Here is a 21,577-nt window from a genome sequence, read left to right as displayed (position 1 = left end):
CAGACGCTTTCTGGAGGGCCCTTACGGAACGGACGCGCCGGCCGGTCGGTGATCGACGACCTTTGCCGGCCGATGAACTACAGTCGTCCGCCATGGCCGAATCCTCCTCCTATCTGACCGCGACGGCGGACGCCTACGACGCCGTCGCCGACCTCTACGCCGATCTCGCCCGAGACTCGCTCGACCGCCTGCCCCTGGATCGCGCGATAGTCGCCGCGTTCGCCGAACTCGTACGGGCCGCCGGGCCCCGGCCCGTCGCCGAGGCCGGCTGCGGTCCCGGGTACATGACGGCACACCTGCGCAACCTCGGACTGGACGCCTTCGGCGTCGACCTGTCTCCCGCACTGATCGACATCGCCCGCAAAGACCACCCCGACCTGCGTTTCGAGGTCGGTTCGATGGGCGCCTTCGACGTGGCCGACGGCGAGCTGGGCGGTCTGCTCTCTTGGTACTCCCTCATCCACATCCCACCACCGGAACTGCCGCCATACTTCGCCGAGTTCCGCCGGGTGCTGGCTCCGGGTGGTCACCTCCTGCTCGGTTTCTTCGAATCCGAGGGCGGTCCGGTGTTGGAGTTCGACCACAAGGTCACGCCGGCCTACCGGTGGCCGATCGACGACTTGGCCGACCTGGCCCGCAAGGAGGAGTTCGTCGAGGTGGGGCGGATGTTGCGCGAGCCTTTGGAGGATGAACGATTCCGCCGTGGCCACTTGCTGATGCGCAGACAAGCCGCCGCCATGTGCTGATGCGCGCACGTTAAGGCCTCTTTCTTAGATCTACTGACTAGTTGTGGCGATGTTGTCACGTAGCGCATGGGACTTGGTGGCTTGACGCCGAGTGGGAGTGGCTCCGGCCGCTGCTGCCCGAAGGCGGCCAGCGGGGCGGGCGATGGAACGACCGCCGTCAGACGATCAATGGCGTGTTGTACCGGGCCCGGACCGGGCTGCCCTGGCGTGACTTTCCCCAACGGTTCGGTCCCTGGATCACGGTCTACAAGCGGCATCGCCGCTGGTCGGCCGATGGCACCTGGCAGATGCTGCTGACCGCGATCCAGGCCGGGCAGGACGCCGAGGGGCGCCTGGATGGGGACATCGCAGTGGACTCCACCATGGTGCGGGCGCACCAGCACGCCGCGGGCGCGCCCCGCACACCGCCCTCGCCGCCTGCCGCGCCGGGGCGGCAAAAGGGGGACGCCGTAAGGACAAACCGGGGCGATCCGGTGTTGGCCACACTGGCCGCCCGGCTGGCGGAGGTGGTCAGACTGGGGAGTGCCTAGGCTGCTCCCGAGGCGGCTTCACCACCAAGATCCACTTGTCCGCGCGGACGGCCGCTGCCGGGCCTTGTCGCTGGTCCTGACGCCGGGCCAGTACGGCGACAGCCCGCAGTTGCCTAAGGTGCTGGGCGCCATCCGCATCCCTCGGCCGGGCTTCGACGCCGACCACTACAAGCACAGGAACGTCGTCGAACGGGCGACCCTTGACCGATGGCAAAACCTACGACAAGGAGTTCTCCGGCCAGTACGTCCGGACCCCGCACAAGCAGGACCCGCAGATCGCCATGATCCCGCTGCTGTCCTTCGGCCTGGCCGACACCGTCCGCTGCCTGCTCGGCCCCCGGATCGTGCTGCGCAACTCGAACGTGCGCGTCACCCGCCCACGTACCGGGGACGGAACCGTGTGGCACACCTCGCCACCGTCGCGGCTGGTATCCGCGCCGACCGTGATCGCCTGCCTGATCTACCTCGACGCGGCGGACGAGCAGACCGGGCCACTCCTGATGGTGCCGGGCAGCCACCACCGTCCCGACCGGCCGCCGGCCGCCGACGACCCCTTCGACGACCAGGTCACGATTCAGGTTCAGCCTGGCGAGGTCGTCCTGATGGACGCCGCCCTGTGGCACCGCGGCGGAACGAACCACAGCGAGCGGGCGCGCCGCCTGCTCACTCTGCAACTGTCGTCGATCTTCATGCCGGAGTTCAACTTCGAGCCCAGTCTCCCCTCAGCCGACTATCAGCGGCTGCTCGAACAGGCTCGATCGAGCGAGGACGAGCCGCTGCTGGAACTGCTCGGCCATGGCGGGCTCAATCCGATCAGCGCCCGCTACTGGCCGCACCGCAGGAGGACAGATGATTCTTTACCGCGTGGCCGTCACTGCTGACCCTGGCCATCTGGAGCGCGCTCGCCGCATGTTCTACGAATTGGCCGACGCCAGCCGTCGAGTCCCAGGGGTCATCAACTTCGACATCTTGCAGGACCCCGACGAGCCGCACCGGTTCGTGTCGATCGAGGTCTACGCCGATGAAGAGGCGGTGGATCGCTAGGGCAAGCTGCCGCAGCTCGATGCGGTGATGGAGGCGTTCCCCACGCTGCTGAGCGCGGGGCCCGAGGGAAGAAGGTTCGTCGTGTCGGGCAGTGAGCCGTGGCCGTCGTGACGGCCCGAACCCCTACAGCTACGGCCATCCGCCACAGCTCCCCACCACACGCGGAGCGCTGCTCTACTGATCGTTAACGTGCGGGAATATCTCTTCCCGTACGCGTGAACCGTACGGCGTACACTTCACGAAACGACGGGCGTGATGCCGTCCGCGACTGGGCTCTCCAGGGCGCCTGGGCCGCCTCTGGGGGTGCGGCCGGGACACGACCAGAAAGGGGCCACCACTTGATCACGTGTTCGTGTTGCTCGACGATGACAAGGACGCCCCTCAGGGGCAGCGAGCACGAGACCACGGATACGGCGGGTCCCTCATCCGGGAGGGACGTGCGCAGGACGGAGCGGGAACATGTCATGGCAGGCGTATGTGGATACCAGTCTTCTAAGCAGTGGCCAGATCGACGCAGGGGCGATCTTCAGCGTTGCCGGCGATGCGGTCTGGGCCGCTAGCCCTGATTTCCGCGTCACCCTCGAGGAGGTCAAGACGATCGTCGGCGCGTTCAGAGACTCGTCCAGTGTGCAGACCAACGGTTTTCACGTTGACGGCGACAAGTACATGTACGTCCATCATGACGACCGCTCAGTGATGGGCAGGAGGCACGACTATGCCGTGATCATCTGGGTGAAGACCAAGCAGGCCCTCATCGTTGGGAGAACCCCGCCGGGTAGCCATCCACAGGCAGCCGAAAAGGTGGTCGAGGCTCTCGCCGACTACCTCATCAGCCTCGGCTACTGAGGGCCTGATGTCCCCTCACGTCTGTTGGGCGAGGCGCCGACACTTGTGCGGCCGCCCATTCCCGCAGCCGATCTCAACCGAGTGGCGCCGACCCTGGCGGCTTCCCATGCGCTCGCCCATCTGCCCGCTTGGCAGCGCCACGACCACGGAGTGTGAAAGTCTGGCCGCCTAGCGTGCTGCCGGTCTTGACGACCGCGATGCCCCACAGCGGCTCTGCCCCCAGCGGGTTGGCGCGGGCAGAGTCCTTCTCGGAGAAGTACACGGGACCGTACGACAGTTCGGCGTCCCAGGTTGTCCAGGTCAAAGGCATGGTGATGCGCTCCCGTTGTGTCGATGGGCCCACCAATAGATGGCCTTGCCGGATTGGACGCACCGCGACCGGCCCCATGTTGCCCTGCATCGTGGGCCCGTAATTGATCTCCATCCCAGTCCAACCGGAGCTGGCGATCCGTGACCTGCGTGGACGCCCCACGTGCTCGATGCGAACGCGGAGTCCCACCATTTGCCGTAGTGGGTCGTCATCCCGGAGGCGTCGAACCACATGAACTGGTTATCGCTGTTGTCGTTGTCGTAGCCGATCCGGCTGTAGTCCTCGGCCGACTCCAGGAAGCCGCCGTTGGGGTTGGAGGTGCTCGGGCTCAGCACTTCGAGTTTCGTCCAGCCAGCTGCCACGGTGAAGAACGTCCGCGTCGTCATGCCCGTGTTGGTGTCGGACGTGATGCGGAAGGTCGCCTCACCGGCGAAGTCGTCGTCGCTGGTCCACAATCGGCTGTAGTTGGTGTTGCCGTCCGGATAGAAGCGGACATCCATTGAGCCAACGGCGACCAGGTCACGGTGGCCTGGCCGCGTGCGTAGCCGTGCTCATCCAGGTAGGCAGCCGGCTCGACGATGAGGCCCTGCGGCGCGGCCGGGGTCCGGTTGTTCGTCTCCGGAGCGGGACCGCCGCCGGATCCGCCCGATGACCCCCCGCCGTCGAGGATCCCGGCGGCCTGCCGAGCCAAGCGGATTTCCCTCTCCAGGAAGCGGTCATTCAAGACGACGTTTCCGCCGACCTGGCCGTCCGTATCCACTGACAGGGTGATCTGCCGCAGCCGAAGCGACTGCATCGCCCCTCACGGTGGGCACCCGTTCCGCAGGCCATCCGATCGACCCACAACGCGAACGACTCGCCGTATGCCGGTGTCACCACCAGCGCCAGTCGTCGGGGCCAGACCACCGTCATTCCGGCCGAACCTCCTGCCGTACACGCCTCTACCGCCAACCCCGATGGCCCACTGCCATGTCCGCTTCCATCTGGCGTGACGCACTTCCATCTGCAAGGCCGTCAGACAGCCGCCCACTCAGAGCGAAGCCGCCCTTGACGAATCAAATGAACGGTCTTTTAATTTGATCATGGGGCGTATCGCGGGCGTCACCGCCGCCGAGACGCGTGAACGGTTGCTGCGCGCGGCCGCCGAGGTGTTCGCCGAGCGCGGGTACGAAGGTACGCGCGTGGCGGACATCGCCGCGGCCGCCGGGGTGAGCAACGGCGCGTTGTACGCCCACTTCGGGTCGAAGGCCCAGCTGCTCGTGGCCGCGTTGCGCGCGCACGGGCCGCGGTTGCTGGCCGATCTGCTGGCCGCCGATCCGGACCGGTCTATCGCGGAGCTGCTCGTCGTGGTCGGTCGGCGGCTGCCGCGCAAGCGTGATGCCGGTGGCTATCTCATCGTCGAGGCCCTGGTCGCGGCCCGTCGTGATGAGGAGGTCGCGCAGCCGATGCGCGACTACATCGGCGAACGCGCCGACTGGCTGGCCGGGCTCGCCGGCATCGCCGAGGGTGATGGCGAGCTCGACCCCGCGCTGTCGGGGAACGCGCTCGCCCACTTCTGCCTCCTGCTCGCGATGGGTAGCGCGCTCATCACCCCGGACCTGCACGCGGTGGACGACGAGGAGTGGACCGCGTTGCTCACCCGCGTCGTCGCCGCCCTGGCCCCCATCAGCACCACCGCACAAGCCATCGGCGCCAGAGCGCAAGCCATCAGCACCAGAGCGCAAGCCGTCGACACCACGGCACAGACCATTGAGACCACAGCTCCAGAGGGGAGCACCACAGTGAAAGTGCGGATCGACTCCGAGCGCTGTCAGGGGCATGGTCGCTGCTACGACCTCGCCCCCGACCTGTTCGGCGAGGACGACGAGGGCTACGGGCAGGTGATCGGCGAGGGGATCGTGCCGCCGGACAACGAGCGCGCGGCGCGCCTGGCGGTGTCCAACTGTCCCGAACGAGCGATCGAGATCCTCTAGGAGGGTAGACATGACCGTGGACGACCGCTTCAACCAGGACTACCGGGAGACGCTGGAAGAGCCGCCCCTGGGTTCGCGTAACGAGGTCATCACCGGGCCCGTCTCGGACTGGGCGACCGATTTCTCCCATGCTGAGCCGGAGTGGGCGGCTGACCCGTACCCCATCCAGGACGAGCTGCGGCAGCGCTGCCCGATCGCGCATACCGAGCGGTTCGGCGGCGGGTGGCTGCCGACCCGCTACGAGGACGTCGCGGCCATCGCCTACGACACCGAGCATTTCTCGTCGCGGGCGATCATCATGAGCAACTTCCGGCCGCCCGTCGAGCTGGCCCCCGTGGGCACCGCGCCGCCGATCTCCTCCGACCCGCCCTTCCACCACCACGCGCGCAAGTTGCTGCTGCCGGCGTTCACCAAGTCCGCGGTGGCCAAGCGGGAGGCGGGGACCAGGGCGTACTGCCACGCGCTCATCGACGCGATGGAGGGGCAGGACGTCGTCGACGCCGCCGCCGACTACGCCCAGCACATCCCGATGCGGGTCATCGCCGAGATGCTCGGCTTCCCGCCCGAGGACGGGGCGCAGTTCCGGGTGTTCGTCGAGAACGCGCTCGAAGGCATCAACCTGCCGCCGGAGGAACGTTTCGCCCGTTCGCAGCAGCTGTTCGACTACCTGCTCGTGCAGATCCGTGAGCATGTCGAGCACCCGCGTGACGACCTCACCAGCTACCTGATCGACGCCGAGCTCGACGGCAACAAGCTCGAGCCGTCGCACGTGGCGGGCACGATGGCGCTGCTGCTCATCGCCGGCATCGACACGACCTGGAGCGCGATCGGCGCGTCATTGTGGCACCTGGCGAAGACGCCCGCCGACCGCGAGCGGCTGGTCGCCGAGCCGGAGCTGCTGCCGACCGCGATGGAGGAGTTCCTGCGGGCGTACGCGCCGGTCACGATGGCCCGGCTGGTCAAGCAGGACATGCACTGGCGCGGCGGCGACATGAAGGCCGATGACTGGATCCTGCTGTCGTTCCCGGCGGCCAACCGCGATCCGGCGCAGTTCGACCGGGCGGACGAGGTCGTCATCGACCGGGAGGTCAACCGGCACGTCGCGTTCGGCCTGGGCATTCATCGCTGTGTGGGCTCGCATCTGGCGCGCATGGAGCTGCGGGTCGCGCTCGAGGTGTGGCTGGAGCGGTTCCCGGACTTCAGCCTGGCCGACCCGGACGCGGTGACCTGGGCCGCCGGTCAGGTCCGCGGGCCGCGTACCCTCCCGATCCGCGTCGGCTGACCGGTCCGCGTCGGCTGACCTCCGTCCTGTACGCCCTACCTGACCGCTAACACGTGAAAGGCCTGAGAGGACGGGTCATCGCGACGCCGTCCGCCGGGTTGTCGTGCACGTACTTCGTCGCGACGATCTCGGCGGGCGCCGCTCCGCGCTCGACCCAGCTCACGATCGGGGTCAGCGTGTCGAAGACGTTCGGGCCGGGGCCGCCGCCGCAGTGGGCCATGCCGGGGACCATGAACAGCCGGGCGAACTCCCGCGTCCGCGCGACCGCCGTGCTGCCCGGCTGACGCTCACCGGAGGTGGCGCGAACCACCTGACCGTAGTAGTCGATGGTGTCGTGGGCGGAGACGACCGGATCGGCCCAGCCCGTGTACATGAGGAGCTTGCCGCCGCTCCGCCGGAACGGCCTGAGGTCCGGGTCGGTGGCGTTGATGATCGGGCCGAGCTTCTTCTCGGCCAGGCGCAGGTCGCGGTGGAAGTCGAAGGTCCACCAGTTCCAGTTCGGATCGTTGAAGACCCAGTAGCGCCAGAAGTTCGCCCGCGCCGGCTCGGCGGCGCCCCAGTACGAGCTCCAGCCCACCCGCACGGTGCCCGACGCGTCCACCACGGGGGCTTCGCTGCCCACCGGCCAACCGGGGTAGATCTGCTCGCCGGTACGCGGGTCGCGGGCGCCCGCGTACATCTCCCGCAACGCCTGCACCTGGCGTTTCGTCAGACAGGTGGGAGCGTCGCCTGCGGGGCAGCGGAGCGAGGCGGGATCGAAGGAGCAGCGTCGCGGATCGGTGAGGAAGTCGTCGGTCGCCAGGCCGCCGTCTTTGCCCCGGCACCGCTTGACGGCCGCGTTCGTCAGCAGGGGCAGCTTGGCCGCCGGGACGATCGGGTCAGGGACGCCTCCGGGGGTGTGATTGCGGAGGAACTGCCAGAGGAAGCCGGCGTTGAGCGCGACGCGGTTGTTGCCCGGGGCGCCGGCCACGATGCCGTCGAAGTCGTCCGGGTAGCGCTGGGCCTCCATCAGCGCCTGGTGGCCGCCGGTGGAGCAGCCGATGAAGTAGGAGTAGCGCGGCTTGGCACCGGTGTACGCCTCGACGATCGGTTTGGCGTTGACGATCGTCTCGTGGACCGCGCGGTGGCCCCAGTCGACGATGATCTCCGGATTGGCGGCGCCCTGGACGAACACGTCCGGGTCGTCACCGGTGTGCCCGGTGTCGGTGCCGACGGTGGCGTACCCGGCCGCCAGCGCGGGGCCGCCCATGGACGGGAAGTCGATGGCCGAGCTGTATCCGCCGTTGCCGAACATCAGCAGCCGCTGGTTCCACCCCTGCTCAGGGATCCACACCTCGAAGCCGATGTTGGAGTTCGGCACCGGCTTGGCGACGCCGTGGACGCGGCAGAAGGCGGGTACGGACGGCAGGACCCGGCCGTCGGGAGCGGTGTGCCTGCCCGCCGGGACCGATTCGGCGAGGGTGACGGTCGCGTGGGGGAGCGTCATGGCGGTCAGGCTCTCGCACGTGCCGCTCTCGGCCACCGCAGCGGCGGATGGCTGCGCCTTCAGGGGGATCGCCATCGACAGTACGGTGGCGAATACGGCCAAAGGTCTCCAAAGGTGGATCATTGGCCGTCCTTCCCCGTGAGCGTGCCGAGCCGGATCTCGGTGCCGCCGGATCCCACCCGCAGGTGGACCCGGCCCGCCGGGGCGTCGGAGTCGATCTCGGGATAATCGTCGCTGGACACCGTCACGCGGAGGCTGTGGCCGGCGCTCAGCCGGTAGTGGGTCGGCCAGGTGCGGATCTCCAGGTCATACGTCTTGCCCGGCCGGACGGGGACGGCGCGTTCGTGTCCGAACCGGTGGCTCGCCTTCAGCCAGCCCTGGGTGACGCGGACGGCCGAACCGTCGGGGGCGACGTCCTCGACCACGACCGCGATGTTGCCGTCAGTGGCGCTGAAGGCGGCGCGCACCTTCGCGGCCACGTCGCCGGCCAGGACGGTGTCCTGCTGATAGGGCCGTGTCTGGAAGGTGAGCCGCTCGTCCGGGGTCGCGGGGGTCGTCTCGGTGTTGACGGTGAAGGCGAGGGTGGCCGGCTTGGTCGATCCGGTCGTCAGCGTGCCGTCGGCGTTCAGGCCGAGGCGGGTCTGCCGGGTGCCGGGAGGGGGCCAGGTGGCGAACTGCTGCCAGCCGGTGCCCGGCACCTGATAGGAGGTCACCTTGGCGGCGGGCAGTGGCGCGTCGGCGCGGCCGCCGAGCCAGTGGTCCCACCAGGCGAGATAGGCGCCGTTGCCGATGTCGGCGGGCTGGCCCGACGGCCAGCCGTGCTGCCAGGGGCCGGCGACCAGCCAGACGTTCTTCGGGCGGGCCTGGAAGTTCGCCACCATGGCGGCCCGGTATCTGTCGTACCAGCCCGCGATCTCCAGGACCGGGACGTCCAGGTTCTTCCACCGGGCCTTGACACTGCGCTCTCGCCAGTAGTCGTCATAGAGCGGGTGCTCGGCGTAGGTCACCAGGGTGTCGGGCGCGACGGCGCGCTGCCAGTCCCGGATCCTGGCCGAGTAGATGCCGCCTCGGTAGATGGTGTTCTCGTACCAGTCGCTGATTCCGTCGACGGGGATGATCGCGGCCAGGTGGGGCGGCTTGTTCACCGCGACCAGGAGGGAGGAGTGGCCGCCGTAGCTGACGCCGGTCTGCCCGATCTTGCCGGTGGACCAGGGCTGGGCCGCCAGCCACTCGATGAGGTCGTAGTTGTCGCGTTGTTCCTGCGCGCTGAACGGGTCGAGGCGCCCGGGTGAGGCGCCCGTGCCGCGGGCGTTGCACACTGCGGCGGTGTAGCCGCGGGTGACGAAGAAGGCCGCCGCCTGGCCCTGTGGCTGCAACTGATCATAGGCGTTGTAGTCGTACACGATGCCGGGGAAGCGGCCGTCGGCGGGCCTGCCGTCGGGGCCGGCGGGCCGGTGCAGGTCGCAGGCCAGGTGGCTGCCGTCGCGCAGGGGCACCGAGACCCGCTCTGTGTGCACGCCGTACGCGGCGGCCCGGTCGTAGGAGAAGAAGCGATCCGGGGGCAGCACGGTGTCGGCGTGTGCGGGGGTGGGCGTTGCCAAGAGGGCGGAGAGGGTGGACAAGGCGGCGGCGATTCTGCCGTACTTCATGAGGGGGGTGCTCCTCGCGCGGTCAGAGGGAGATGGCACCGGTCAGGAGCGCGGCCACGGTCATGACCAGGGTGGTGGCGAACGCCCAGCCGAAGATGAAGCGCTGGTGCTGGCCGAGTTGTACGCCGCTCATGCCGACCAGGATGAACGTCGCGGCGGTGAGCGGGCTGAGCGGGAAGCCGGTGGTCATCTGGCCGAGGATGGCGGCCCTGGCGACCTCGGCGGACTCGATGCCGAAGCCGCCGGCGGTCTGGGCGAGCACGGGCAGTACGCCGAAGTAGTAGGCGTCGGGGGTGAAGACCAGGCTGAGCGGCATGCCCGTGATCGCGACCAGCACCGGCAGATGGCCGCCGAAGGAGTCGGGGATGACGTTGACGAACGCGGTCGCCATCTCGTTGATCATCTTGGTCCCGGTGAGGATTCCGGTGAAGACCCCGGCGGCGAAGATCATCGTGGTGACCAGGACGACGCTCTTGGCGTGCCTGTCGAGCAGTTCCTGCTGCTTCTCCCAGGAGGGGTGGTTGACCAGCGCGGCGATGGCGAACCCGACCACGAACAGCACCGGAAGCGGCATGACCTGCAGGATGAGCCCGACGAGCAGCGCGACGGTCAGCGCCAGGTTGAAGACGGTCAGGGCCGGGTGCCGGCGCGGCGGGGCCAGGGGCGTCCCCGGCCCGTCTCCGGCGACGAACTCGGCCGCGCGCTCCGACGAGGACCCCCGCGAGGGGTCCGGCGAGGGCTCGGGCAGGGAGACCGTGCCGAGGCGACGGCGTTCGCGCAGGCCGATCAGGTACGACGCCACCAGCACCCAGACGATGCCGATGACCATCGCGGGCAGAACCGGGGTGAACACCTGCGAGCTGTCCAGCTTCAGCACCGCCATCGCCCGCGCGGTGGGGCCACCCCAGGGGATCATGTTCATCACGCCGGCGCCCAGGCAGACGACGCCGGTGAGCACCAGCGGGCTCATCCGCAGCCGTTTGTAGACGGGCAGCAGGGCCGAGACGGTGATGAGGAAGGTCGAGGCGCCGTCGCCGTCCAGGGCCACGCACATCGTGATGACGGCCGTGCCGACGGCGATCCGCAGCGGGTCGTCCTTGGCCAGGCGCAGGATGCCGCGGATCAGCGGGTCGAACAGCCCTGTGTCGATCATCAGGCTGAAGTACAGGACCGCGAAAGCGATCATGATGCCGGTGGGCGCCACCTTGCCCAGCCCGGCGAGGATCATCGGGCCCATCTCGGCGCCGAAACCGCCGGCAAGCGCCGTCAACACCGGGACCAGCACCAACGCGGTGAGGACCGACACGCGCCTGGTCATGGTGAGCACCAGGAACAGGCCGATGGTGAGAAAGCCGAGGAGCGCGATCATCGAGGTCCTTTCGGAGGGTTACGGAGAAGTTTCCGAGCGCTGACCTTTCACGTCCACCATCAAAAGTGGATTTATCCATGCGGTATGTGCATAGGTTGGCTCCATGGACGCTACTCTCCGGCAACTCGCCGCCTATGTCGCCGTGGCCAGGGCGGCAAGCTTCACCGCCGCGGCGGCGCACCTGCACGTCTCGCAGTCGACGTTGAGCCGCGCCGTCGCCGACCTGGAGCGGGTGCTCGACGCCCGGCTGCTGGAGCGCGACACCCGCAACGTCCAGCTCACCGCGGCGGGCCTGGAGACCCTGCGGGTGGCCGAGCAGATCGTCGGCGCCCACGAGTCGGGAATGAAGGAGCTGCGGCGCTACCTGCTCGGCGAGTCGGGCGTGGTGGCCGTGGCCACGCTGCCCTCGGTCGCGGCGGTGCTGCTGCCGCGCATGATCTCCGCCTTCCGGCGGCAGCGGCCGCAGGTGGCGGTCCGCATCATGGACGGGCTCGAACGGGCCGTGCTCGGCAGGGTGCTGTCGGGTGACGCCGACTTCGCGATCACCACGGTGGGCGCGTCGCCGGATCGCCTCGACCATCGTCCGCTGATCCGCGACCAGTTCCACGCCGTACTGCCCGAGGGGCACCCGCTCGCCGAGGGCGACGAGGTCACCTGGGAGGAGCTGGCCGCCGAGCCGTTCCTGGCCGTCGGGCCGCAGTCCAGTGTCCGCAGGCTCACCGACGCGGCGTTCGCCCAGGCGGGCGCCGCGGTGACGCCCGCGGCGGAGGCGAGCAACGTGGCGACGGTGGGCGGCCTGGTCGCCGCCGGTCTCGGCGTGTCGGCGATGCCCGCTCTGGTGCTGCCCCTCCTGGGTCCGGGGCACGTCGTGCACCGCCGGTTGACCGGGCCCGTGGTGGAGCGGCGCCTGGACGTCGTGGTCCGGGCGCGGCGAACCCTGCCGCTCGCGGCGGCCGCGTTCCTGGACGTGCTCGAAGAGTTCCGTACGGAGCTGCCGCCGGGCGTCTCCTGGATGGGTTAATGCGTAAATAGCATGAATTTATCGACTTCTTGTGCTGGACCCGCATTTCTCGCCTTGGGCAGGATGACAGCACCGGACAGTGCGAAGGAGCTCATGCGTGGCGACCGAACAGGCGACGGAACAGGCGACCGAACAGGCGAGCGACCAGGCGACCGAACAGCAGCACGGCCAGGGGCAGTTGCGTGGTCTGAAAGTGGTGGAGTTCGCCCATGTGGTCGCCGGGCCGCTGGCCGGCTCCATGCTCGCCGACCAGGGCGCCGACGTGATCCACGTCGAACCCCCCGGCGTCGGTGACGCCGCCCGCGCCATGGGCCCCACGCGCGACGGCGTACCGCTGTGGTTCAAGGTCGCGGGCCGGAACAAGCGCTCCGTCACCCTGGACCTGCACGACCCCGACGGCCGGCAGGTGGCGCACCGGCTCGTGGCCTGGGCCGACGTCGTGATCGTCACGCTGCGCCCCGGCCGGCTGCGGGCCTGGGAGCTGGACTGGGAGGCCGTGCACCGGATCAACCCCAAGGCGGTCCTGCTGCAGATCTCCGGGTTCGGCGCGACGTCCTCGCGGGCCGACGCGCCGGGCTTCGGCAAGGTCGGCGAGGCCAGGAGCGGTGTGGTGCACCTGACCGGCTTTCCCGACGGGCCGCCCGTGCACACCGGGTTCTCCCACGGCGACGCCGTGACCGGGCTGATGGGCGCGTACGCCGTGCTCGCCGCCCTGCACCGCAGGGCCAACGACCCCGCCTTCGACGGCGAGTGGATCGACCTGGCCCTGTTCGAGCCGCTGTTCCGGCTGGTCGAGTGGCAGGTCATCACGCATGACCAGCTCGGTGTCGTACCCGGCAGGTCCGGCAACCAGCTGGCCGTCGCACCGGCCGCGGTCATCAACACCTACCTGTCCGGAGACGGCGACTGGATCACCGTGACCTCCGCGACCCTCCGCTCGGTCCTGAACGTGGTCCGGCTCCTGGGCCTGCCCGAGGAGGAGTACGCCACGACGCAGCGGCAACTCGCCGGCCGGGAACGGCTGGACCAGGGACTGCGCGAATGGGTGGCCGCGCGCGGGGCCGCCGAGTGCCTGGAGGCGTTCGCGGAGGCCGAGGTGGTGGCCTCTCGCGTCTTCACCGCCGAGGACATCGCCGGTGATCCCGTGTACGCCGAACGCGGCGACATCATCACCGTCGACGACCCCGACCTCGGGCCGGTCCGCATGCAGGCCGCCCTCCCGCACTTCCACCAGCAACCCGGACACGTCTGGCGCACCGGACCCGCGCTCGGGCAGGACAACGCCCTCGTCTACCGGCAGTGGCTCGGGCTCGGCGCTGACCAGCTCGCGGATCTGGAGAAGCGCGGTGTCATCTGATCGGCCGCCGCTGCGCTCCCTGCTCTTCGTCCCCGGCACCCGTACCGAATGGCTGGCCAAGGCGGCGGCCGCCGGAGCCGACGCGGCCATCCTCGACCTGGAGGACGCCGTCCCGCAGGCCGGCAAGGCCGCGGCCCGCGCGCGCGTGGCCGAGGCCGTCGCCGGCGCGACGGGCGACATGGCGCTCTTCGTCCGGATCAACCCCCTCGACGGCTGGGCGTCCGCCGAGGACCTGCGCGCCATCACGCACGCCCGTCTGGCCGGGGTGGTCCTGCCCAAGGTCGCGGACGAAGGGGACGTACGCCTGGCCGACCGGCTGCTGAGCTGGTGCGAGCGCGAACACGGCCTGCCCGAGGGGCACATCGCCCTCGTGCCGCTGCTGGAGAGCGCCGGCGCGCTGCGTGCGGCGTACGACATCGGCCGGGCCGCGCCGCGCATCGCCTACCTGGGCGCGGTCACCGGCAAGGGGGGCGACGTCGAGCGGGCGGTCGGCTACCGCTGGAGCCCTGAGGGCACCGAGACCCTGGCGCTGCGCTCCCGTGTCCTGCTGGACGTGCGGGCGGCGGGCGCGCCCTGCCCGATCGCGGGCCTCTGGACGAACATCGCCGACCTCGACGGACTGCGGGCGTTCGCCGAGCAGAACCGCTCCCTGGGGTACGAGGGCATGATGGCGATCCATCCCGCCCACGTCCCCGTGATCAACGAGGTCTTCTCGCCCACCCCGGATGAGCTCGCCCGCTACGCGCGGATGATCGCCGCCGTGGAGGAGGCACAGGGGCACGGCGCCGGGGCCATCACCTTCGAGGGGGAGATGGTGGACGAGGCCATGGCCACCCGGGCGCGGTTCGCTCTTGATACATACGGAAAGGATCCAGAAACTTTCGGAACCTCTCAGCGGCCGTAGAGGGCGGTGCTCCCTCGCACCACGAGTTCGGTGGCGAGCTCGATCCGGTTCTGCGGCACCGGCTCGCCGTGCGTGAGCGCCACCAGCATCCTGGTGGCCGCGGCGGCCATCTCGGTGAGCGGCTGGCGGATCGTGGTCAGCGGCGGGATGGCCCACCGCATCGGCGGGAGGTCGTCGAAGCCGATCACGCTCAGGTCATCGGGGATGCGTAGTCCCCGCTCGTAGGCCGCCCCGTAGACGCCCGTGGCCTGCCCGTCGTTGCAGGCGAAGATCGCGGTGGGCGGGTCGGGCAGCCGCAGCAGCCGATGGGCCATGGCCAGGCCGCCCTCGACCAGGAAGTCTCCCGCGCAGATCAGGTCCGGGTCGACGGGCACGCCGGCCATGTCCAGCGCCGCGCGGTAGCCGTCGAGGCGGGCCCGGCTGGACAGCGCGTAGTCGGGGCCGGTGATGATGCCGATCCGCCGGTGGCCGAGCTGGAGCAGGTGGCGGGTCGCCGAGAGGCCGCCGTTCCAGTTGCCGGCGCCCACCGAGGGCACCTGGTGGCCGGGCTCGCCGCTCGGGTCCAGCAGGACCAGCGGGATGTCACGGCTGGCCAGCTGGTGGCACTGCGCGTCGGTCAGGCTGCTGAACACCGCGATGACACCACTGGGCCGGCGTCTCATCACACCCTCGATCCAGCTCCGGCCCGGTACGTGGTGGTGCTGCAGCTGGGAGAGCACCAGCGCCAGGTCGTGCTCCTGCGCCACCCGCTCGACGCCCTTGATGATCTCTATCGGGTAGTCGCCCTCCAGCGCGTGGAAGACCAGCTCCACCAGGGCGGCGGGGCTGTCGCGCCGCCTCTGCCGCCGGTAGCCGTGCTCGCGGATGAGCCCCTCGACCAAGGCCCGGGTCTCCGGCGCGACCTCGGAACGGCCGTTCACCACTTTGGAGACCGTGGCCGTGGACACTCCGGCCAGCTCGGCGAGCTGCGCGATGGTCAGCGGCTGGTTGGGCGCGGTGCCGGCTGCGGTGCCGGCTGCGGGGCCGGATGCGGGCGGCTCCTGGGTCGCGGTCATGGGCGCAGTCTAACGCCACGCTTTCAGGCTCCTGTCCGACTGTTTCGGCAATCTTGCGACCAGATTATTGACGGGTTTCGCGTGAAGTGCCTAAAGTCCCCGATTAACGATCGGCCCTAGTTACGAAAATTTCAGGCGCTGCGACGAACTCCACTCCATGGGCGCGCCGCCGTCAGTCCCTACCAGCTCTTCAGCACCGACCCCCAGGGGAAGAGATCGCCGTGAAGCTCCGTATCGCAACATCGGCCGTGCTCGCCACGGCCCTCGCCCTGACCGCGGCCGCCTGTGGTGGCGGCGGTTCTCCGTCGCAACCGACGGGTGACGGCAAGTCGTTCGAGTTCTGGTCGTTCTCCGGGATCAACCAGAAAGCCGACGTCGATGTCTACCAGAAACAGAACCCGGGCATCCAGGTGAAGCTGACCGAAGTGGGCGGCTCGGTGGAGACGGCGCAGGCGCTGACCACGGCGCTGGCCGGCGGCAAGGTGCCCGACCTGGTGCTGATCCAGGGCGACGATCTGCCCAAGTTCGTGCAGCAGCCGCAGAACTTCTATGACCTGCGGCAACTGGGCGCCGACAAGATCAAGGGCGACTATCTGGACTGGGTGATGAGCCAGAGCACCGCCAAGGGTGGCGAGATCATCGGCATCCCGACGGACGTGGGCGGTATGGCCGTCGCCTACCGGACGGACCTGTTCAAGGCCGCAGGGCTGCCGACCGACCGTGAGGAGGTGGGCAAGCTCTGGCCCACCTGGGACGCCTTCATCGAGACCGGCAAGAAGTACACCGCGGCGACCAAGAAGGCGTTCGTCGACAACGCCGGGACCAGCGTGTTCCACCAGGCGGTCAACCAGGGGCCGCAGAAGTACTACGACCCGTCGGGCAACGTCGTCTACAGCACCAGCCCGCAGGTCAAGACGGCTTTCGACCTCGCTCTCAAGGCGGTGCAGGCGGGCATCACCGCCAAGCAGAGCTCCTTCTCCGATGGATGGAGCGCCGGCATTGGCAAGGACCAGTTCGCGGTGATCTCCGCGCCGTCCTGGTTGCTGGAACAGATCCGGAACAACGCGCCCGGTACGAAGGGCAAGTGGGACATCGCCACTATCCCGGGAGGCGCGGGCAACTGGGGCGGCAGCTACCTGGCCATCCCCAAGGGCGCCAAGAACCCCAAGGCCGCCTGGGACTACATCTCCAAGACCCAGTCCCCGCAGGGCCAGCTGGCGCACTTCGTCGTCACCGGCGCGCTGCCCACTACCCCGTCGGTCTACAAGGACCCCAAGCTCACCGCCCTGAAGGACCCGTTCTTCTCCGACGCCCCGACCGGGACGATCTACACCAACTCGCTGCTCGGGCTCAAGCCGTTCTACATCGGGCCGGACAGCTCCGCCATCGGCCAGGAGCTCCTGAACGCGATCACCAACGTCGAGCAGGGCAAGGGCGATCCGGCCAAGGCGTGGGACGCGGCGCTGGCCAACATCAAGACCGCCATCGGCAAGTAGGACGAGCGTGACGACGACCCTCAGCACCCGGCGGGCGCAAGCGCCGCCCGCCGGGACGACCTCGGTGCGGCAGAGCATTACCGAACGCATCGCGCCGTACGCCTACATCGCGCCGTTCTTCCTGATCTTCGCGGTGTTCGGGCTGGTGCCGCTGCTCTTCACCTTCTACGTGGCGCTGTTCGACTGGAACCCCATCGGCGAGCACGTCTTCATCGGCTTGGACAACTTCACCCGTCTGTTCGCCGACACGCGGTTCTGGGACGCGGCCTGGAACACGATCAGCATCTGGCTGCTGTCCACTGTGCCGCAGTTGCTGCTGGCGCTGGGCCTGGCGCACCTGCTCAACCACGCCCGGCTCCGGCTGGCGGTGTTCTTCCGGATGTCGATGCTGGTGCCGTACATCACCTCGGTGGCGGCCACCACGATCGTCTTCTCCCAGATGTTCGACCGCGACTACGGCCTGCTCAACTGGCTGCTCGGGTTCGCCGGTGTGGAGCCGATCGACTTCAAGCAGTCGGTGTGGGGCAGCCACGTGCTGATCGCGGTCATGGTGACCTGGCGCTGGTTCGGCTACACCACGCTGCTCTACCTGGCATCCCTGCAGGCGATCCCGCGGGCGATCTACGAGGCGGCGGCCGTGGACGGCGCGGGCGGGTGGAAGCAGTTCCGCCACATCTCGATCCCGTCGCTGCGGCCGGTCATCGTGTTCACGATCGTGACCTCGACGATCGGCGGCCTGCAGATCTTCACCGAGCCGCTGCTCGTCTCCCGCCTCTCGCCGCTCACCTGCGGGCCGATCCGGCAATGCCAGACGCTGACGCTGTTCCTGTACGAGCAGGGCTTCGGCCAGTTCCAGTTCGGCTACGGCGCGGCCATCGGCGTGGCGCTGTTCGTGCTGGTGGTCGGGCTCGCGACGGTCAACTACGTTCTGTCCACCCGCATCCGTCCGGAGCGATGATGACCAAGACGATCCGGCGCTCGGGTGAGCGCGTCCGCTGGTGGACCTACGTCCTGCTGGGACTGGCCGTGTTCGCCTGCCTGTTCCCGCTGTACTGGATGTTCGTGGTGGCCACGACCGACACGGCGACCGCCACGCGGCTGCCGCCCGAGATCGCGCCCGGGGGCAACTTCTTCCATCTGGCCGGGCTGGTGTTCACGACGGTGCCGTTCGTCCGCTCGATCGTCAACAGCCTCATCGTGGCCGGTACGATCGCGGTCGGGCATGCCGTGCTGTGCTCGCTGGCCGGGTTCGCCTTCGCCAAGCTGCGCTTCCCCGGCCGCAACGTGCTGTTCCTGATCGTCGTGCTCACCATGACGGTACCGACACAGCTCGCCGTCATCCCGCAGTACATGATCATCTCTTCGCTGAACTGGGTGGACACGCTCCAGGCGCTCATCGTGCCCGGCCTGGCCAGCGCGTTCGGGATCTTCTGGATGCGCCAGCATCTGTCCACCACGATCAGTGACGAGATCCTCCAGGCCGCGCGCATCGACGGCGCCACCACCTGGCAGATCTTCTGGCGCATCGCGTTCCCGCTGGTGCGGCCGGCCGCGTTCGTGCTCGGCCTGCTCGGCTTCGTCACCGCCTGGAACGACTTCCTGTGGCCGTTCATCGTGCTGAAATCGCCGGAGATGTACACCGCGCAGATCGCCATCAAGGCACTGCAGAACAGTTACTCCATCGACCTGGGCCTCGCCATGTCGGGCTCGTTCCTGGCCACCCTCCCGCTGCTGGTGCTGTTCGTCTTCGTGGGCCGGCGCATGGTGGCCGGGATCATGGACGGCGCCTTCAAGGGCTGATCTTCTCTTGGAAAGGAACCGCTCAACGTGCGGATGTACGACAACCCGGTGATCGGCGGGTTCCACCCGGATCCCAGCGTGTGCCGGGTCGGCGAGGACTACTACCTCGTCTGTTCCAGCTTCGAGTATGTCCCCGGCGTCCCGATCTTCCACAGCCGCGACCTGGTGCACTGGCGGCAACTGGGCAATGTGCTCGACCGGCCGTCACAGCTGGAGCTGCCCCCTGAGGTGCCCGCCTCGGGCGGGATCTACGCGCCGACGATCCGCCACCACGACGGCCGGTTCTACCTGATCACGACGAACGTGAGCGGCCGGGGCAACTTCGTCGTCACCGCCGAGCGCCCCGAAGGCCCGTGGTCGGACCCCGTCTGGATCGACCTGCCGGGCATCGACCCCGACCTGGCGTGGGACGAGGACGGCTCCTGCTGGTGCGCCTTCTCCGGTACGCAGGTCGCGCGCATCGACCCGGTGGCGGGCAAGGTCCTGGAGGGCCCGTATCCCGCCTGGTCAGGCGTCGGCATGAAATATCCGGAAGGCCCGCACCTCTACCAGGTGGGCGACTGGTGGTACCTGCTGATGTCCGAGGGCGGCACCGAGCGCGCCCACAGCGTCTCGATCGCCCGCGCCCGCTCGCCGCGCGGCCCGTTCGAGGCGGGCCCGGCCAACCCGATCCTGTCGCACCGCGGCACCGACCGGCCGATCCAGAGCACCGGCCACGCCGACCTGGTGGAGGCGGCCGACGGCAGCTGGTGGATGGTCCTGCTCGGCACCCGCCCGCGCGGCTACACGCCGGAGTTCCAGGTCCTCGGGCGGGAGACGTTCCTCACGCCGGTGGAATGGGTGGACGGCTGGCCCGTCGTCGGCCCGGTCCTCGAACGCCATCCGGCGCCCGCCGCCTGGCATCCCCTGCCTGAAACGCCGCCGCGCGACGACTTCGACGCCGGCGCGCTGGCGCCGTACTGGATCTCACCGCGCAGCCGCCCGGACGGCTCCTGGTCGCTGACCGAGCGCCCCGGCCGGCTCACCCTGCACGCCACCGGCACCACGACGGACCGCCCGGGATGCACCTTCGTCGGCCGCCGGCAGCAGCACCACGACTGCCGCGTCACCGCCCTCCTGGAGCCGGGATCGGCCACGGCCGGGCTGTCCGTGCGCCTGGACGAGGCCCACCACTACGACCTGGAGGTACACGCGGGGCGGGCGCGCCTGATCGCGCGGATCGGCCCGGTGCGCCAGTGCGTGGCGGACCAGCCCGTACCTCCGGGGCCGGTCACCCTCGCCATCGACTTCCGTACGCGCGACCTCCTGCCGCCGTCCGTGACCACGCCCGCTTCGGCAGGCGAGCCGGTCGGCGTCGGCGCCCGTGGCCCGGACACCATCGCCTTCTCCGCCGACGGCGTTCTGCTGGCCGAGCTGGACGGCCGCTACCTGTCCACGGAGGTGGCGACCGGCTTCACGGGGCGGGTCATCGGCATGTACGTCACGGACGGCAGCGCGAGCTTCGACTGGTTCGACTACCAGGCCGGCGATCACGAGAGACGGGTCAAGGCTTGAACAGCAGGCGGTTCGGCGTGGAGAGCGGGTTTCCGTCGACCGCGAACTGGGTGGCCCAATTGATGATCAAGGCGTTGAGAACGCTGGACGACATCTCGCCGTACCGGTCCTTGACGAGGGCGGCCACCCCGGCCACCGTGGGGGCCGCCATCGACGTGCCGCTCAGAACGCTCGGGTAGATCCCGGCCAGCGGGACGGACGGGATGCCCACCCCTGGTGCGTAGAGGTCGACGCAGGGGCCGAAGTTGCTGAACCAGGCCTTGGTGTCGTTGATGTCCGAGGCGGCCACGGTCAGCGTGTTCGGGGCGCTCGCCGGTGATCTGGTGCACGCGTCGGCGTTCTCGTTGCCGGCGGCGACCGAGACGAAGACGCCGGAGTTGGCGAGGGTGGCCACCGCCGTATTGAGCGCCACGGACTGGGGGCCGCCCAGCGAGAGGTTGGCCACGGCCGGGCGGATGGCGTGGGCGGTCACCCAGTCGATGCCGGCGATGATCGCCGAGGTCGACGTGTCACCGCTGCACTCGGGGAACACCTTGACCCCGCGCAGCCGCACCAGCTTCGCCACCCCCCAGGACTCGCTGCCCACCGTGCCGGACACGTGCGTGCCGTGGCCCTGGCAGTCGACTCCGTCGCCGCCGAAAGCGTCGAACACGTTGATGGCGCGGTCGCCGAACTCGCCCTGGTCGGTCTGGATACCGGTGTCGATCACATAGGCGCGAACCGACGCGCCGGTGTATCGGAATATGTACCGATTATTCAAGCCAAATCGCTGGTCGATGCGGTCGAGGTTCCACGGTGGGCTGAACTGCTGGTACCAAGGGAGTTCGGCTTCGGTGCTCGGCGCGGGGTCCAGTTTGACGGGCTTGTCCGTCTCGATCGCTATGACGTCCGGGTTGCCGCGAAGCAGGGCGACCTCTTCCGGGGTCAACGTGGCGGAGAAGCCGTTGACGGCGTGGTGATAGATATGGTTCGGCGAGATGTACGCCGGTATTTCGGCGCCTTCTTTCAACGTCACGATGTAATTGGCGGACGACGGGTGAGTGGCTCCGATGGCGTCGCCGTCGGTGGCCCGCGCCGGATGGAAGGCGACCGCCGGCGCGAGGGCCAGCAGCATGCCTGATATGCCCGATGCTAGATACTTTCTCACCAAGGTGC

At 69.1% G+C, this 21,577-nt stretch carries 20 protein-coding genes and 1 pseudogene; 15 read left to right on the top strand and 6 right to left on the bottom strand.

The window, feature by feature from the left end; translation table 11 throughout:
* The first annotated feature begins 92 nt into the window (after positions 1–92).
* The 6 genes and pseudogenes from AB0C30_RS41075 to AB0C30_RS41050 all read left to right on the top strand — a co-directional run bounded on the left by AB0C30_RS41075 (position 93) and on the right by AB0C30_RS41050 (position 3,166).
* Positions 93–746: a class I SAM-dependent methyltransferase gene (locus tag AB0C30_RS41075; protein ID WP_357954269.1), complete on the top strand. Its 654-nt coding sequence runs from the start codon at positions 93–95 to the stop codon at positions 744–746.
* Positions 747–787: 41 nt separating this feature from the next.
* Positions 788–1,276, top strand: coding sequence for an IS5 family transposase (locus tag AB0C30_RS41070; protein WP_357954267.1), 489 nt, complete (start codon positions 788–790; stop codon positions 1,274–1,276).
* Positions 1,273–1,415 (top strand): annotated as a pseudogene (locus AB0C30_RS41065) (IS5/IS1182 family transposase); the annotation flags it as partial. The gene AB0C30_RS41070 and the pseudogene AB0C30_RS41065, both read left to right, overlap by 4 nt.
* A 61-nt stretch (positions 1,416–1,476) precedes the next feature.
* Positions 1,477–2,157 (top strand): phytanoyl-CoA dioxygenase family protein, encoded by a 681-nt coding sequence (locus AB0C30_RS41060; protein WP_357954266.1) that lies wholly within the window; start codon positions 1,477–1,479, stop codon positions 2,155–2,157.
* The gene (locus AB0C30_RS41055; protein ID WP_357954265.1) at positions 2,126–2,320 is read left to right on the top strand and encodes an antibiotic biosynthesis monooxygenase; all 195 of its coding nucleotides are present in this window, start codon (positions 2,126–2,128) and stop codon (positions 2,318–2,320) included. Before AB0C30_RS41060 ends, AB0C30_RS41055 begins: the two co-directional genes overlap by 32 nt.
* 459 nt (positions 2,321–2,779) lie before the next feature.
* Positions 2,780–3,166, top strand: coding sequence for a profilin (locus AB0C30_RS41050; RefSeq protein ID WP_357954262.1), 387 nt, complete (start codon positions 2,780–2,782; stop codon positions 3,164–3,166).
* Between the two features lie 300 nt (positions 3,167–3,466).
* Here AB0C30_RS41050 and AB0C30_RS41045 read toward each other — a convergent pair whose 3' ends face one another.
* Positions 3,467–3,976 carry a hypothetical protein gene (locus AB0C30_RS41045; RefSeq protein WP_357954260.1) on the bottom strand — a complete coding sequence of 170 codons (510 nt, stop codon included), beginning with the start codon at positions 3,974–3,976 and terminating at the stop codon, positions 3,467–3,469.
* Positions 3,977–4,558: 582 nt separating this feature from the next.
* Between AB0C30_RS41045 and AB0C30_RS41040 the strand changes: the two genes are divergently transcribed.
* Both AB0C30_RS41040 and AB0C30_RS41035 read left to right on the top strand, forming a co-directional pair.
* Positions 4,559–5,449 (top strand): TetR family transcriptional regulator, encoded by an 891-nt coding sequence (locus AB0C30_RS41040; RefSeq protein ID WP_357954258.1) that lies wholly within the window; start codon positions 4,559–4,561, stop codon positions 5,447–5,449.
* Between the two features lie 10 nt (positions 5,450–5,459).
* Positions 5,460–6,731 carry a cytochrome P450 gene (locus AB0C30_RS41035; RefSeq protein WP_357954256.1) on the top strand — a complete coding sequence of 424 codons (1,272 nt, stop codon included), beginning with the start codon at positions 5,460–5,462 and terminating at the stop codon, positions 6,729–6,731.
* 46 nt (positions 6,732–6,777) lie between these two features.
* Here the strand turns inward: AB0C30_RS41035 and AB0C30_RS41030 are convergent, their stop codons facing one another.
* Genes AB0C30_RS41030 through AB0C30_RS41020 form a run of 3 tightly spaced genes read right to left on the bottom strand, consistent with a single transcriptional unit; the run spans position 6,778 to position 11,235 of the window.
* The gene (locus AB0C30_RS41030) at positions 6,778–8,292 is read right to left on the bottom strand and encodes a tannase/feruloyl esterase family alpha/beta hydrolase (RefSeq protein ID WP_357954254.1); all 1,515 of its coding nucleotides are present in this window, start codon (positions 8,290–8,292) and stop codon (positions 6,778–6,780) included.
* Positions 8,293–8,336: 44 nt separating this feature from the next.
* Positions 8,337–9,866: a CocE/NonD family hydrolase gene (locus AB0C30_RS41025; protein WP_357954252.1), complete on the bottom strand. Its 1,530-nt coding sequence runs from the start codon at positions 9,864–9,866 to the stop codon at positions 8,337–8,339.
* A 22-nt stretch (positions 9,867–9,888) separates the two neighbouring features.
* On the bottom strand, positions 9,889–11,235 hold the full coding sequence (locus tag AB0C30_RS41020; RefSeq protein ID WP_357954250.1) for a citrate:proton symporter: 1,347 nt from the start codon (positions 11,233–11,235) through the stop codon (positions 9,889–9,891).
* Between the two features lie 103 nt (positions 11,236–11,338).
* Between AB0C30_RS41020 and AB0C30_RS41015 the strand changes: the two genes are divergently transcribed.
* From AB0C30_RS41015 to AB0C30_RS41005, 3 genes are all read left to right on the top strand, one after another.
* Positions 11,339–12,256: a LysR substrate-binding domain-containing protein gene (locus tag AB0C30_RS41015; protein ID WP_357954249.1), complete on the top strand. Its 918-nt coding sequence runs from the start codon at positions 11,339–11,341 to the stop codon at positions 12,254–12,256.
* Between the two features lie 97 nt (positions 12,257–12,353).
* Positions 12,354–13,613, top strand: coding sequence for a CoA transferase (locus AB0C30_RS41010; RefSeq protein ID WP_357954247.1), 1,260 nt, complete (start codon positions 12,354–12,356; stop codon positions 13,611–13,613).
* On the top strand, positions 13,603–14,517 hold the full coding sequence (locus AB0C30_RS41005; protein ID WP_357954245.1) for a CoA ester lyase: 915 nt from the start codon (positions 13,603–13,605) through the stop codon (positions 14,515–14,517). The genes AB0C30_RS41010 and AB0C30_RS41005 overlap by 11 nt, the downstream gene beginning before the upstream one ends.
* Here AB0C30_RS41005 and AB0C30_RS41000 read toward each other — a convergent pair.
* Positions 14,505–15,572, bottom strand: a complete 1,068-nt coding sequence (locus tag AB0C30_RS41000) for a LacI family DNA-binding transcriptional regulator (protein ID WP_357954242.1) — start codon at positions 15,570–15,572, stop codon at positions 14,505–14,507. The two genes, AB0C30_RS41005 and AB0C30_RS41000, sit on opposite strands and share 13 nt — an antisense overlap.
* A 221-nt stretch (positions 15,573–15,793) precedes the next feature.
* Here AB0C30_RS41000 and AB0C30_RS40995 point away from each other — a divergent pair, with 221 nt between their 5' ends.
* The 4 genes from AB0C30_RS40995 to AB0C30_RS40980 are packed head-to-tail and all read left to right on the top strand — an operon-like array spanning position 15,794 to position 20,422.
* The gene (locus tag AB0C30_RS40995; protein ID WP_357954240.1) at positions 15,794–17,068 is read left to right on the top strand and encodes an extracellular solute-binding protein; all 1,275 of its coding nucleotides are present in this window, start codon (positions 15,794–15,796) and stop codon (positions 17,066–17,068) included.
* A gap of 7 nt (positions 17,069–17,075) precedes the next feature.
* Positions 17,076–18,026, top strand: coding sequence for a sugar ABC transporter permease (locus AB0C30_RS40990; protein ID WP_357954238.1), 951 nt, complete (start codon positions 17,076–17,078; stop codon positions 18,024–18,026).
* Positions 18,023–18,868 (top strand): carbohydrate ABC transporter permease, encoded by an 846-nt coding sequence (locus AB0C30_RS40985; RefSeq protein ID WP_357954236.1) that lies wholly within the window; start codon positions 18,023–18,025, stop codon positions 18,866–18,868. The genes AB0C30_RS40990 and AB0C30_RS40985 overlap by 4 nt, the downstream gene beginning before the upstream one ends.
* Positions 18,869–18,901: 33 nt before the next feature.
* Complete coding sequence (locus AB0C30_RS40980) at positions 18,902–20,422, top strand: glycoside hydrolase family 43 protein (protein ID WP_357954425.1); 1,521 nt, start codon at positions 18,902–18,904, stop codon at positions 20,420–20,422.
* On the opposite strand, the gene AB0C30_RS40975 is transcribed toward AB0C30_RS40980, so the two are convergent.
* Positions 20,412–21,536: a S8 family peptidase gene (locus AB0C30_RS40975; RefSeq protein WP_357954234.1), complete on the bottom strand. Its 1,125-nt coding sequence runs from the start codon at positions 21,534–21,536 to the stop codon at positions 20,412–20,414. The two genes, AB0C30_RS40980 and AB0C30_RS40975, sit on opposite strands and share 11 nt — an antisense overlap.
* Between the last annotated feature and the right edge of the window lie 41 nt (positions 21,537–21,577).

This window comes from Nonomuraea sp. NPDC048901 (assembly GCF_040649695.1).
In the GTDB taxonomy this organism is placed as follows: domain Bacteria; phylum Actinomycetota; class Actinomycetes; order Streptosporangiales; family Streptosporangiaceae; genus Nonomuraea.
This window is presented reverse-complemented; position numbering and strand designations above follow the sequence as displayed.

Coding starts and splice junctions, on each gene's coding strand:
- AB0C30_RS41040 (WP_357954258.1), top strand. CDS start 4,559: ATGGGGCGTATCGCGGGCGTCACCGCCGCCGAGACGCGTGAACGGTTG.
- AB0C30_RS41015 (WP_357954249.1), top strand. CDS start 11,339: ATGGACGCTACTCTCCGGCAACTCGCCGCCTATGTCGCCGTGGCCAGG.
- AB0C30_RS40975 (WP_357954234.1), bottom strand. CDS start 21,536: ATGCTGCTGGCCCTCGCGCCGGCGGTCGCCTTCCATCCGGCGCGGGCC.
- AB0C30_RS41055 (WP_357954265.1), top strand. CDS start 2,126: ATGATTCTTTACCGCGTGGCCGTCACTGCTGACCCTGGCCATCTGGAG.
- AB0C30_RS40985 (WP_357954236.1), top strand. CDS start 18,023: ATGATGACCAAGACGATCCGGCGCTCGGGTGAGCGCGTCCGCTGGTGG.
- AB0C30_RS41030 (WP_357954254.1), bottom strand. CDS start 8,292: ATGGCGATCCCCCTGAAGGCGCAGCCATCCGCCGCTGCGGTGGCCGAG.
- AB0C30_RS41025 (WP_357954252.1), bottom strand. CDS start 9,866: ATGAAGTACGGCAGAATCGCCGCCGCCTTGTCCACCCTCTCCGCCCTC.
- AB0C30_RS41045 (WP_357954260.1), bottom strand. CDS start 3,976: ATGGATGTCCGCTTCTATCCGGACGGCAACACCAACTACAGCCGATTG.
- AB0C30_RS41050 (WP_357954262.1), top strand. CDS start 2,780: ATGTCATGGCAGGCGTATGTGGATACCAGTCTTCTAAGCAGTGGCCAG.
- AB0C30_RS40980 (WP_357954425.1), top strand. CDS start 18,902: ATGTACGACAACCCGGTGATCGGCGGGTTCCACCCGGATCCCAGCGTG.
- AB0C30_RS41000 (WP_357954242.1), bottom strand. CDS start 15,572: ATGACCGCGACCCAGGAGCCGCCCGCATCCGGCCCCGCAGCCGGCACC.
- AB0C30_RS41035 (WP_357954256.1), top strand. CDS start 5,460: ATGACCGTGGACGACCGCTTCAACCAGGACTACCGGGAGACGCTGGAA.
- AB0C30_RS41075 (WP_357954269.1), top strand. CDS start 93: ATGGCCGAATCCTCCTCCTATCTGACCGCGACGGCGGACGCCTACGAC.
- AB0C30_RS41020 (WP_357954250.1), bottom strand. CDS start 11,235: ATGATCGCGCTCCTCGGCTTTCTCACCATCGGCCTGTTCCTGGTGCTC.